General features: G+C 54.9%; 9 protein-coding genes. All 9 read left to right on the plus strand.

Translation table 11 applies throughout. The annotated features are described in order from the left end of the window. Nucleotides 1–557: ubiquinol-cytochrome c reductase iron-sulfur subunit (locus VGE80_RS00840; protein ID WP_440591332.1), on the plus strand; the 557-nt coding region annotated here is incomplete at its 5' end. 83 nt (nt 558–640) lie between these two features. After that, nucleotides 641–1,414, plus strand: a complete 774-nt coding sequence (locus VGE80_RS00845; protein WP_373650784.1) for a cytochrome b N-terminal domain-containing protein — start codon at nt 641–643, stop codon at nt 1,412–1,414. 122 nt (nt 1,415–1,536) lie between these two features. Next, nucleotides 1,537–2,922: a hypothetical protein gene (locus VGE80_RS00850; RefSeq protein WP_440591333.1), complete on the plus strand. Its 1,386-nt coding sequence runs from the start codon at nt 1,537–1,539 to the stop codon at nt 2,920–2,922. A gap of 151 nt (nt 2,923–3,073) precedes the next feature. Further along, entirely contained in the window at nt 3,074–7,150 is a 4,077-nt protein-coding gene (locus tag VGE80_RS00855) for a c-type cytochrome (protein ID WP_440591334.1), read from the plus strand. Between the two features lie 2 nt (nt 7,151–7,152). Further along, the gene (locus VGE80_RS00860; protein ID WP_440591335.1) at nt 7,153–8,052 is read left to right on the plus strand and encodes a hypothetical protein; all 900 of its coding nucleotides are present in this window, start codon (nt 7,153–7,155) and stop codon (nt 8,050–8,052) included. Nucleotides 8,053–8,143: 91 nt separating this feature from the next. Continuing rightward, nucleotides 8,144–9,628, plus strand: a complete 1,485-nt coding sequence (locus tag VGE80_RS00865; protein ID WP_440591336.1) for a c-type cytochrome — start codon at nt 8,144–8,146, stop codon at nt 9,626–9,628. 131 nt (nt 9,629–9,759) lie between these two features. Further along, a complete protein-coding gene (locus tag VGE80_RS00870) occupies nt 9,760–10,572 on the plus strand; it encodes a cytochrome c oxidase subunit II (protein ID WP_440591337.1) in 813 nt (270 codons plus the stop codon). Nucleotides 10,573–10,740: 168 nt separating this feature from the next. Continuing rightward, on the plus strand, nt 10,741–12,555 hold the full coding sequence (locus tag VGE80_RS00875) for a cytochrome c oxidase subunit I (protein ID WP_373650790.1): 1,815 nt from the start codon (nt 10,741–10,743) through the stop codon (nt 12,553–12,555). Nucleotides 12,556–12,700: 145 nt separating this feature from the next. Continuing rightward, nucleotides 12,701–13,702: a COX15/CtaA family protein gene (locus tag VGE80_RS00880; RefSeq protein ID WP_440591338.1), complete on the plus strand. Its 1,002-nt coding sequence runs from the start codon at nt 12,701–12,703 to the stop codon at nt 13,700–13,702. Nucleotides 13,703–13,860 lie beyond the last annotated feature (158 nt).

The raw sequence follows: 13,860 nt of genomic DNA on the forward strand, positions 1-13,860 counted from the left end.
TCTTTCTGGTGCTTGGTTTTCTGACGGGAAGTTCCCTCCTGATTGGTGCGGGCATTCTCGTCTGGGGATTGTTACTCAGTCCCTTCGCTGCCGCCTGGGCTGCAGTCACTGGAGTCGGAGGAATCCTCACGCTGGGGACGGCCCGATTCATGTTTCCCAACGTGCTTGTTGAACCTCCTTCGAAATTCAAGGTTGGTCCCCTGTCGGACTATCCGCTGAATACTGTTTCGAACAAGTGGAAAGATCAGTTCGGTATCTGGATCGTGCACACCGATCAGTACGAGGGCCGCAATCTGATTTTCGCCCTTGCGTCAGTCTGTACCCACTTGGGATGCACGCCGAACTGGCTCGACGGTGAGCAGAAATTCAAGTGCCCCTGTCACGGATCAGGCTTCTATATGACGGGGATCAACTTTGAAGGACCTGCTCCTCGTCCGCTGGAACGGATGGGGTTGCGAGTCGCTGAAGACGGGATGCTCGAAGTGAACAAGAGTGTCAAGTTTCAGGAGGAAATGGGCCAGTGGGCCGACTCGACCTCTTTCGTTGAAGTTGTCTGAGAATGTGAAACCGCAAGCTCTCGGGCCTGGTTTGAAAAGTCTGTGGTGGTTTCGATTTCAGGGATTCAGTCGGGGATCGTTTGATGTCAGTTGGTGACTATATTCGCGGTTCGCAGATCTGGAAGAGTATCTTTCGGCACCCTGCCCCGGTTGATCGCCGCAATCGAATCGTGGTGATGCTGACCAACTTCTTCCTGCATCTGCATCCGGTTTCGATTAAGCAGCAGGGAATCGCCCTCTCATATACCTGGTGTATGGGAGGGATTACGTTTTTCCTGTTCCTGGTGGAAGCGATCACCGGTGTTCTGCTGATGTTCTATTACCGTCCCACGCTGGAACACGCTTTCAACGATATCCTGGCCCTCCGGGACGTCACGACGCTGGGGATCATGCGAGAAGTCCACCGCTGGGCTGCACACTCGATGGTGATCACCGTCTGGTTGCACATGTACCGTGTTTTCCTGACCGGGAGTTATAAGCCACCGCGGGAATTCAACTGGGTGATTGGCGTGCTGCTGCTGGTGCTGACCCTGCTGCTGTCATTCACGGGGTATCTGCTGCCCTGGGATCAGCTTGCGATCTGGGCAATCACCGTCGGTTCGAATATGGCGCGTGCGACTCCTTTCCTGGGGTATGAAGGTCCTGGGGCGCAATTGCTCAACATTGGCGGGTATGACCTGATCACCAACGGCAGCGACGCCCGCTTCCTGTTGCTGGGAAGTCGATTCGTGGGGGAAGCAACGCTGAACCGGTTCTACATTCTGCATTGTGTGGCCATTCCTTTGGTGGTCTCACTGTTGATTGCGATTCACTTCTGGCGAGTTCGAAAAGACGGTGGGATCAGTCAACCTCTTTGATCAGTCACTAAGGCGATTGAATTCTGGTGACTGGTTTGTGTGGATGAGGCTCGAACGAGGCGCGTTTTTCCAGAGAACGTTGAATCACTCACTTCAGTGGGTGGCAGACGACAATCACAATTATGCAAAACATAACCCACAACCCTAATCTCACCGCCTCCGTCATCTACGGCCTGGGATGGGTCTACCTGCTGCTGTTTTTCATGAATGCCTACTGGACTCGACGGAGCTTCGCCGTAGACGGCAACTGTCGAGTCACTCTGGGGGGGCTTCTGGGAAAGGGGCAGCAAATTCCGGTTGCCACGTTCTGGGCCGTCTATTCTGCTTTGTTGCTGATGGTGGCTGTGACTCACCTTACCGGCGCCAATCAACCGCAGCAGTTCAGTCTGCAAATGCCTGAGATTCTGAAAGAGCCGATCAATCGAGCGTCGAACCCCGTCGCCTTTTTCGTGGGTTCGACGTTGCTGTACGTGCTGATGATCGTGCTGCGACGGTGGTGGACTAAAGATACACCCGCATGGATCCTGCTGAACCTGTCGATGCTGTTCCTGGCGATGAGCATTACAGACTACGATTTCCGCCAGATTGTCGGTAAGCCGGACAACGTGCCGATCGTGGCGATGCTTTACATCGTGGCGTTCTTCACCTGGATCTACTTTCGCAAGTCCGTTGAAAACGACGATCGTCGAGCGGCCGGTCGACCACTGATTGAACAGGAAAAAAACGAAAAAGTACTCACTTGGCCCGATCTGGTTTACACGGAACTCATCTGTATGGTTCTCGTGACTGCGGTGCTGATTGCCTGGGGGATTGTCCTGCAGGCCCCGCTGGAAGAACCCGCTTCGGCCGCCAAGACACCGAATCCCTCGAAAGCACCGTGGTACTTCCTCGGACTGCAGGAGATGCTGGTCTACTTTGATCCCTGGATGGCGGGGGTTGTTCTGCCGAGCTTGATTCTGGTCGGACTGATGGCGGTTCCGTATATCGACTTCAATAAGCTCGGGAACGGCTACTACACATTCAATGAGCGCAAATTTGCGGTCTCGACATTCCTCTTCGGATTCCTTCCGCTGTGGGTCGCCATGATCGTGTTGGGGACGTTCCTGCGGGGACCGAACTGGAACTTCTTCAGTCCCTATGAGTACTGGGACACTCACAAGCTGGAATTGCTGAACAACATCAATCTTTCAGAACTTTTCTGGATCAAGTGGCTGAAGCAACCGTTGCCCACGGTGCCAACCAATGCAACGTTCGGGGTTCAGGCGTGGTATATCCTGTTGCGGGAATGGCTGGGGCTGGTGGCCGTAGCGGTCTACCTGCTGGTGCTGCCGAATCTGATGGCGGCCACCGTCTTCAGAAAGTTTTATATCAGGATGGGTTTCCTGCGTTATATGGTGCTTGCCAACCTGATGCTGATGATGATGTCATTGCCAATCAAGATGGTTTTGCGGTGGGCGGCTAACTTGAAGTACATCGTCGCCATTCCAGAGTGGTTTTTTAATATTTAGGTCTGCAGTTTCGGTGATCGGGAATAATCCCGGAAGGTAGGTTCAATTCGTCAACGCGTGTTGAACAAATCAGCTGCGGGATTGGTGTGTGACACGAGTTACGTGCTTGACGTTATCCGTTCAAGTCGACCTATAAGGATGGTTCGGTATCATGCCGGCAACCGAAGATTATCTCCGCAGTCCGAAAACAATGCACAAGGTGTTTTTCGCAAGCGCCGCGGCTCTCTTTGCCGTCACCTTGTGGATGATGTGGGCGGACTATAACGACGAATGGCGTACGTTCCAGCGCAAGGCGTTTTCCCTGCAGGCGGAGCGGGAAAAATCCCGTTTGCAGAAGATCAAAAACGATCCTGCGTTTGAGGAGAATGTCAAGTCGTTGTCGGAACGTGTGACCGCAGCAGAGGAATCCATCAAGGGGCACGAGCAGGAACTCAAGCCTCTCGAGAAACAGGCGAAGGATGCCAAGGAAAAACTTGACGTTCATATGCGCGACCTCAAGGTCCGCCGTGCCGAGCGAGACGTGGCCCGCGCCAATTACAACCTCGGTGTTCGCGACAACGTCCCTGATTTAAAGAAGCTCGAAGAGAAGTTCGCTGAAATCGAAGCCGATGTGCAGAAACGAGAAGCGGAATTCGTCCAGCTCTCGTACGAAGCGAACGAAGCCAAAGCGGCAGTGAACGCGTTGACGGCGCAGCGCGATGCAGCGGTTGCTGCCAAGAAGGCAGCGGAGTCAGAAATCACTCTGATCGATGCTTCTCTGAACAAGGTCGAGCCTCAACTGTCTGACTGGAAAGGGGAATCGACGAGCTTCGACGGCACTCTTAAAAACCTCAAGTTGAAATTGATGCAACTCCCGATCATTGACGGCTTCAATGGGCGTGAGCGGATTACCCAGGATTGGATGCCGAAGCTTGAGATCGATCTGGGGGGAATGTCCAAAGTCGCTCGCTTCGACCGGTGTCGTACGTGTCACGCCATGATCGATTCGGTGAATACCGGTACGGAACCGGCGTTTCCGCATGGGGATGGCAAGGACGGAACGTACGCTCATCCGTTCGCGTCACACCCCAGGCTTGATCTGTATCTGACTTCGTCAAGCCCTCACCCCCTCCCCCGTTTTGGCTGCACGGTCTGCCATGAAGGTCAGGGATCCGGAACGTCATTTTCCAATGCCGCACACACGCCGAATGACCCGGCTGTGATGTCGAAATGGGAGCATGATCATAAGTGGTTTGACAATCACTACTGGGAACATCCCATGTATCCTGAACGGTTCCAGGAGTCGGGCTGTATCAAGTGTCATATCAACGTCACCGAACTGGGGGTCAACGATAAATTCGGAGCATCAGCGCCGAAGGTGTTCAAGGGCTACCAGTTGGTTAAGACCTATGGTTGCTTCGGTTGCCATGAAATATCAGGATTTGATGGAACCCGAATTGTTGGCCCCGATTTGAGGCTGGAACCGTCGACTCCCGAAGAAGCTGAACGAATCGCAAATGACCCTCTCCAGGTTGCTGGCAAGATGCGGAAAGTCGGACCGTCGTTACGGCACTCAGCATCGAAGTCCGACGAAGGTTTTGTGGCCTACTGGACGGAAGAACCTCGCCGATTCCGCCCCACCACTCGGATGCCTCAGTTCTTCAAGCTGGATAACCAGCATGATGAAATGGCCAAGACCTTCACTCCTGTGGAAATTGCGTCGGTTGCACACTACCTGCAGTCAAAGTCAGCACCTTTCGAGACGCTTTCGCCTGCCGCGGACTACAAGCCAGATGCTGAAAGAGGCAAGAATTTCTTCGCGACCAAGGGATGCGCTGTTTGCCACGTCCATGAAGAAGTTCCTGGCGTGGGTGCCACATTCGGTCCCGAGCTTTCAAAAATCCATGGCAAGTTGAAGGAAGGCAAGACAGGTTTCGACTGGCTCTATACGTGGATTCGTGAGCCCGAACGCTATCACCCCCGCACGAAGATGCCCCATCTTTACCTTGATGCGGAATCAACGGCCGACGGCACAATTGATCCGGCCGCCGACATTGCGGCGTTTCTCTTAAAGCTGGAAGGCGAGCCCTCCAGCTTCAAACCGACCGCGACCTATGAGGCGCCTGCAGTTGATGACGCCGCTCTGGATTCATTGATCCGGTCGATGCTCTCGAAGATGTTGACAAGCACTCAGATCACGGAATTGCTGGAAACTGGCAAGTTCCCCCTTCCGGTGGAAAAGATTAAGACCGACGAAATTGAACTGGTTGGAAATGAGGGTGAGTTCTCCGCAGACGAATGGAAGCAGCGGAAACTGGCGTACGTGGGACGAAAAACGATTACCAAGTACGGCTGCTACGGCTGTCATGACATCCCGAATTTCGAGAACGGCCGTCCTGTGGGAACAGCTCTGCAGGATTGGGGCAAGAAGGATCGCTCGCGACTTGCCTTCGAGCATATTCATGAGTACCTGCATCATCACGGAAACCCGAGTCTCGGCGTTGAGTTCGAAGCCATTACCGCGAAAACGGCGCAGCGGCTGAAACTCGAAAAAACAGAGGGTGTCCGTGTCTCGAACACGAAGGCAGGTCAGAGTCCTGCTGGTGACAAGCTGATTCTTGACGACGTTATCGTCAACTTTGACGGCGTCGCGATTCACAATCCCCAGCAGCTTCAGGACCGCCTCAGCCGTACGGTGGTTGGTTCAGAAACAACGGTGACTGTGCTGCGAAACGGTGAAGAAAAAATTCTGCACATCATTCCCGATGGTTCGATGCTTGCTCGCGTCGAAGAGGGGATCGGGCGCGGAAAGCGAGGTGAATTCAAGGTCCCCGCAGAGGCTGATCGCGAGCTCTCTGCCGCATTCTATTACGAAAGCCTGATTCACCATGGCCGCCCTGGTTTCCTGTGGCAGAAATTGAGGCAGCCACGCAGCTACGACTACAAGTCCATCGAAACCAAGTCATCCTATGATGACCGCCTGCGGATGCCAAAATTCCCGCTGTCCGAAGAAGAAATTGATGCGATTGCCACATTTGTCGTTGGATTGATCGCAGAACCACCCGCGCCGGAGTATCTGTTCAACCCTGGCGGGGCTGCTGGGGCGAAGATTCGTGGAGAGCAGTTGATCGAGCAGTACAACTGCTCGGGCTGTCATATGTTGGAGATGCCCAAGTTCCGCTATGGCGCCGATGTGGAAAACTTGACTCCTTCAGACACTTCGTCAGAGTACCCGGAAGCGGTCCAGTTGCTGATGCAGCTTCGACCGCCGCGCAATGGCTTGTCTGGCGGTTCCAAGACCGTCACGGTCGACGGCGAGAAGAAGTCCCTTCCGCTCGTCGATTTCCATGGGCTGGTTGCGAGTGCGCCAAATCCTGAGGATGATCCGGAAGACCAGGAGTATGTGGTTGAACTTTGGGAAACGTTGAAGATCGCGGGGAAAGACTTCCTGCCGACCTACAAGTTCATTTTCCCTGCGGCAAATCTGGACGCGATTGAGCCCGCTCGCGGTGGTCGATACGCCGAGTGGCTGGTCGATCGGTTGCTGGAAACGCGCCAGGCGAATGAACGTGCACTCGCCTGGCAGATGTCGCCTCCGCCGCTTTATAAGGAAGGAACAAAGGTTCAGACGCCGTGGTTGTTCAATTTCCTGAAGAATCCGGGCAAGATCCGACACACAACCGTTCTGCGGATGCCTCGGTTCAACATGAGCAATGACGAGGCTCAGTCGCTTGCGAACTACTTCGCAGCCGTTGACGGGACGCCGTACCCCTATCAGTTAATTGCTGAACGTGAACCGGCGTACCTGAGCCAGCGGAATGCCGAGTTCCACAGCAGCTTCCCGGACAAGACGAATGATTATTTGTCCGAGTCTTGGAAAATGCTCAATGTTCCCCTGTGCATCAAGTGCCACTCTGTTGGTGGCAACCAGGTGAAAATTACCGATCCCGCCAAGGACATTCGTGGTCCCAATCTGGACTTCGCGGCAGATCGATTGCGTCCTGACTGGATGATGTTATGGTTGTACAAGCCCAACTGGATCACCCCCTACACATCCATGCCCGTCCCATACCCGCCGCAGCAGCCGGGGGATAAGCCTCGGTCGCCGGAATTGTTTGGCGGTGATGGGTTGAAGCAGACGATTTCGTTGCGGGATGCGTTGATCAACTACCACCACTTGCTGGAACGCGAAGGGAAGGCTGAGTCTCAACCTGCTCCCGAATCAACAACTGCAGGAGGTGGAGAATGAAGATGATGGACTGTTCACGGAAATCTGCAGCTGTATTGATCCGTCGCCCTGCGGGTGCCACGTTGTCGATGATGATGATGGGTGGATTGATGCTGGCAAACGCAGGTTGCGGCCCGCTGGTGTCGGGCGCAAACTTCAAGCCTGCGGTAGTTTATAAGCCAGGTACGACTGCTCCGGTGTCCGCAGAGGCCGATTCGCCCGAATCGGAGGTCGGTCCGACCGAATCAGCGGGAGGAACTGGTACCCTACGTGGCAAGATCGTGTTTGACGGCCCCTTTACCCCATTGCCTCCGCTCTATGCCAAAGGTGGCGATGTCAAGGACGCTGCCGTTTGTGCTGCTGTCGAAGCTCCCAACGAGTCGGTACTGGTGAAAGACGGTGGCCTGGCAAACGTCTTCATCTACCTGCGTAAGGCTCCCAAAGGGGTACCCAAGGTCGACTTGGATGCCACCGTGGAGTTCGATCAGAAGAACTGTATCTTTAAGCCGCATGCCATGCTTGTGCGCGTGGGACAGACGGTGAAAGTGCTCAACAGCGATGCTGTGGCTCACAATACCCATACCAACGGTGTGAAAACGACATCGTTCAACACCATCGTAAATCCCAATGACAGTGTCGGGGCTCGGCTCGTTTACAAACAGGCCGAGCAGGAACCGATTTCGGTCGTGTGTGATATCCATGCGTGGATGAGAGCCTACCACCTGCCGATAGATCATCCGTATGCAGCGATCAGCGCAGAGGATGGGACTTTTGAGATCAAGGATTTGCCTGCTGGCAAGCATGAATTCAAAATCTGGCATGAGGCTGGAGGGATGCTGGATAAGGCCCATGTGGTGACCATCAAGCCGGGTGACGACAACGAGTTGACGTTCAAAGTGACGCCTTCCCAGCTCGTGAAATAAGCCCAGGATGCATGGGCCCTTGTGTATCGCTGTGTTCGACGTTTTAGCACTGACGGTGCAGATAATGCTTCGCGAGATTTTTCCAAATACAATGTCAAAACATGCAAACTCGGGCCTTCCCGCGTTGATGCTTTTCGTCCTGACACTCTTGAATGCCGGCTGCGACACGGGTCCGCAGGCCGAATTCAAGTTCCGTGAGACCACCACGGATCTGGTACCGGAAGCATTCAGGGCGGTGAAAAAGACGCTCGGTGAAAACTTCGGCACCCCGAATAAGATCGTGGCGTGGGAACGCTTTCCGATCAATTACGGTGGAGTAAAAGGTGTCGTGACCGCGATCGGATCCGATTCCGTCGTGGTCAAGCTGGATGATGAAGCCGCAGAGGTCAAAAGCGACTCTCCACTTTTGTGGCTCAGCGGTACGCAGGCAGGGACGAAGACGGCAGAGGTGGCGATCAGTCGATACGACGCGCTGACAGGCCAGTTAACGTTGGCAAAAGGGGCGGCAACTCCGAGCATTGGCGACCAGTTTGTGATCGCCCACGGCGAGGCGATCCGACTTGGCCGCGTTGTGTATATGAAGAATTGCATGCACTGCCACGGCGTCACGGGAGATGGTGAAGGACCGACCGGTAAGTTTCTGAACCCGCGACCACGTGACTACAGAAACGGTCAGTTCAAGTTCACCGGAACAAAGCCAGGCGAAAAGATTACAAAGGACGACCTCGATCGAATCGTTCGTTATGGAATTCCGGGCACCTACATGCCGTCCTTTCTGCTGCTGGGAGACAAGGAAACGCAAGCGGTGGTTGAATACGTCCGCTGGTTGGCCACTCGAGGCGAATTTGAGAAACGGCTGGTCGCGGATCTTTCGTCTGACTACTCCATCGCTTCTGTCCGGGATACGGTTGATAAAGAGGAAGCGGCGTACCAGGAAATGCGAAAGGATCCTGCAGAACGTGCCAACGCGGTGAAACCAGCGGGTCTGGCAAAAGCAAAGAAAGCAGCCGGGGCCGAATTCCTGAAGTTTGAAGAAGAAAAAGAGTACGAGGCGGTGATCGAAGAGACCGCCAGTCTGTTGGCCGAAGCATGGTCGCGGGCGGAAGAACCCGACAGCCTGGTCTTGCCATCGATCCAGCGTGTGGAAGACACCGCGGAATCCCGCGAACGGGGCCGATTGCTGTATATGTCCGATAAAACCAAGTGCTACACCTGCCACGGGCCGACCGGTCGGGGCGACGGGGCCGCCACGGAAGACTTCTGGCCGATGCCTGGCTCCAACGACAAATATCCTAACCGTGGTCTCCATGACGAATGGGGTAACCCGCTGAAGCCACGAAACCTGTTGCAGGGACAATACCGTGGCGGACGCCGACCGTTAGACATTTTCCGGCGAATGTATGCCGGGATTAAGGGAACTCCGATGCCTGCCTTTGGTGGAACCGCGCTGAAAGATGAAGAACTGTGGGATCTGGTGAACTACGTCATGAGTCTCCCCTATCAGCAGCGACAGTCTTCTCCCGCAGCGCATAAAACGGATGACGTGGCGAAAAGCGAAGAGAAGCCGGGACACTAATCCTTCCTGACAGTTTGATGAGCACTGATTTGTAAGCGACTTCTGATCCACTGAGCGTGTCTCGGGAATGAGCCGCACACGCGGCTTCGGAAGCAGAGCAGACGACTTGGGTCGTACGAAGGGCAACTATCGTGGGTAAGTTCTGGGCAGTATTTTTTACTCTGACGTCGGTCATCATCTTCATCGTCTCGTGGATGTCACCCGCGATGCAGTGGTGGTTTCCGGGTGACCACAAGGCCTACTCCACGTTAGGTGGGAAGATCGACGACCTGTTCTACCTGATCCTGGTCATCGTCTCGGTGACCTTCGTCGGAACTTCTGCCGCGCTGGGTTACGCCCTTTGGAAAGGGGCTGCGATTCGACCCGATGAAAAAGTGTGGTTCTCGCATGGCAGTCATAGCCTGGAAGTGATCTGGACGATCGTTCCCTCGGCCATTCTGCTGTTTATCGCCCTCTACCAGTTGGATGTGTGGGCCGAATACCGCATGAAAGCAGTTGCCAAAGAGATGAGCTCCGCATCACGCCCGATGATCGCTGTCGCTGAGGTGACGGCCCGCCAGTTTGAATGGCGAATCCGGTATCCGGCGAATGGAAAAACGCTCAAGCCGACACCTCAACCTGATGACGTCTATACGGTGAACGAACTCCATGTCCCGACAGGAGCGCTCGTATCGATTACCCTGCGGACCGACGACGTGCAGCATGCGTTCTTCGTTCCCGAACTTCGCGTCAAACAGGACGCAGTGCCAGGAAAGATGATCCCTGTCTGGTTCGACGCGACGGCGCCACGCAGTTACGAGCTGTTGTGTGCAGAATTGTGCGGTTGGGGGCATTACAAGATGAAGGCCGTGCTGGTCGCTCAGTCCGAGGATGATTTTGAGGCTTGGAAAGAGGAAGCATCGGCCCGGCAATTTGATGACGGATATCGACAGCCCACGGAATAGAGTTTGGAAATTGAGTCCACGTTGTCACGATTGCTGGTGACCTCAATGGCTCAAGTCGACGAGAACGGGTCGGGCCGAAAATTCCCAAGAGGTGTCAGAGGTTTTGTCTGACTGGGAAACGGCAGATTCAGAATTCAAAGTTGAATTAAACGAAAAAGCAGATCGATTATGAGCACTCTTCATCCGACTCTTGACCATGTAGATCACGTTGACCACGGCGCTCATGGTCACGCTCACGAGCAAAGCTTCATTTCGAAGTACGTCTTTTCCACCGACCACAAAATGATCGGAAAGCAGTTTCTGATCACCACCATGTTGATGATGATGGTGGGGGGAGCACTTGCACTGGGAGTGCGCTGGCAACTGGCCCGGCCCTGGGAGCGGATGCCGCTGTTTGGGGATATGGTGTTCCGTGCCGATGGGGGGCAAATCTCGCCTGAGGCTTACACGATGCTCTTCACCATGCACGCGACAGTGATGATCTTTCTGGTGATCATCCCTGTTCTGGCGGGGGCATTCGGAAACTTCCTGATTCCGCTGCAGATCGGAGCGGACGACATGGCGTTTCCGACACTGAACATGCTGAGTTACTGGTTCATGTGGCCGGCAATTGTCTTCTTCGGCGTCAGTTTCTTCATGGAAGGTGGCGGCCCGGCTGCGGGTTGGACGTCCTATCCGCTGCTGTCTCTGCTGCCGGAAGCGGCTCCTGGATCACGGAATGGACAAACCTTCTGGCTGCTGGGACTGACGTTTGTCGGGGTCTCGTCGATGATGGGTTCGGTCAACTACATGACCACCATTATCAATATGAGAGCTCCCGGGCTGACCTTGTTCCGCATGCCGCTGACGATCTGGTCGATGTTCATTACCGCAATTCTGCAGGCGTTCGCACTTCCCGTGCTCACTGCAGCAGGATTCATGATGGTTTCGGACCGTCTGTTGGGGACCTGCTTCTTCGTACCGTCCGGAATTGTGGTCAACAATGCCCCTCCGACAGTGGGTGGGGGCCAGACGCTTTTGTGGCAGCACCTGTTCTGGTTCTATTCCCATCCTGCGGTTTACATCATGCTGCTTCCAGCGATGGGAATGGTCTCGGACATGCTGTCATGCATGTGCCGCAAGCCGATTTTCGGCTACAAGCCGATGGTTTACTCGATGGCCGCGATCGCGGGACTCGGGTTCATCGTGTGGGGACATCACATGTTCATCAGCGGGATGAACCCGGCCCTTGGGATGACGTTCATGGTCAGCACCATCATGATTGCCCTTCCTTCTGCGATTAAGACGTTCAACTGGATCGGGACGATCTGGGGGGGACGAGTGCAGTTCAATACCGTCATGCTGAACTGCATCGCGTTCGTATCCATGTTCGTGATCGGCGGTCTGAGCGGCATTTTCATGGCGGCTGTGCCCGTCGACATCTACATCCACGACACCTATTTCATCGTCGCCCACTTCCACTACGTGATTTTCGGGGCCACGCTGTTTGGCGTGTTTGGTGGTATTACGTTCTGGTTTCCCAAAATGTACGGCCGACTGATGAACGAGACCGTGGGGAAAATCCACTTCGTGCTGACGTTTATCGGATTCAACTGCACGTTCTATCCGATGCACATGCTGGGGATTGCCGGTATGCCCCGTCGCTATGCAGACCCCTACCACTTCCCATATCTGGAACACCTGCTCCCTTTGAACCAGTTCATGACCGCAGCCGCGTTTCTGATGGGGTTCGCACAGTTTCTGCTGCTGGGGAACTTCTTCTACAGCATGTACTTTGGACCTAAGTGCGGTCGGAATCCCTGGAATGCGAACGGGTTGGAATGGACGGCACCTTCGCCTCCGGGCCACGGCAATTTCGATGTTCCACCTATCGTCTATCACGGCCCGTACGAGTACGGTTCACCCGTCAGCGGCGATAAAGATTACCTGATGCAAACCGATTATGTGCCGCTGGATCAGCGAATCGCCCTCGAAGATCACTAACCGACAGGGTCGGGAACGACCCGGCAGCAGATTAAGTTCGGCGACATGAGTGATGCCCCTTATAATTCGCTGAGGACACCCAGAGATGGGAACCTCTGCAGTTTTCTTGAGACCTGAAGTTACGTTGACCGAATCGAACGCTCTGATGAATCCCCCCGCCCCATCCCACTGGCTGCATCGCTTTGCGTGGCTCATTGCTGCGTTGACTCTGTTATTGCCGGTGACAACCGGCGCGGTCGTGACGACGCTCAAGGCAGGGATGGTGTTTTCGGACTGGCCCTCATCTGACGGTTATAACATGCTGGCCTATCCGTGGTTGAGTTCTGCCCGGGACCAGTTTGTGGAGCACGGCCACCGGTTGGCGGGAATGGTGATTGGACTGTTAAGTCTGTCACTGATCGTGGCTGCCTGGCTTCTTGATCAGCGACGGTCAGTACGGATGGTCGCGGTCATGATCTTTTTGGCGGTCTTTTCGCAGGGAATGCTCGGCGGCGCACGAGTGCTGATGGATGAGCAGACGCTCGCACTGTTGCATGGTGACTTTGCTGCACTCGTTTTCAGTCTGATGGCCACACTGGTGCTGATCACCAGCAAAGGTTGGGATCAGCGGGAACGGTTGAATAGTGCGACAGAAAGCCGCAGGGTCTCGGTCGCAGCCAGCTTGCTGTTGGGGTGTCTCGTTCTACAATATGTCATGGGTGGATTCCTGCGCCACCTGCGTGAGCGGGAAGCGTTCGCGTGGAGCTGGCTTGTGCATCCGTGGTTCGCACTGGTTGTTCTTGCGGCTACAGGGATGTTTATCTGGTCTGTAATCGGGACGCATTCCCGGTACCTCAATCGCTTTGCTGTTGCGATGGTGGTGTTGACGCTGTTTCAGTCGTTGGTCGGTCTGGGAGCCTGGTACGTCCGGTATGGTGTTCCTGCCTGGGGAGTCGTTGCTCAGCAGGATTCGCTGCCACAGATCGTGATTTGTTCGTTGCACAAGGTAATTGGACTTTTGACTCTCATGACTAGCGTACTGGCCGTCATCTGCTGCCGTTCACTACGGCCGCTCGGTGGTGAGCCTTGCAATAAAGAGCCGATCAATCAGGACCGCCAGGCAACGGTCCAGCCCCTCGGGAAATCTGTAGCGGGAGCTGCCACATGAGCGCTGTCACCCCGCTTCCGGCTTGCCCTGATGTCACCAAGACCGCCTCTGTGAGCGTCGCGTCTCCGCTTCTGTCGCGGTTGGCAGACTACGTGGAAATTGCCAAACCACGTATCTCGCTCATGGTGCTGCTGACCGTCTCCTGCGGATATGTCCTG

Origin of the sequence: Schlesneria sp. (assembly GCF_036405755.1) — a bacterium.
Taxonomy (GTDB): Bacteria; Planctomycetota; Planctomycetia; order Planctomycetales; family Planctomycetaceae; genus Schlesneria; species Schlesneria sphaerica.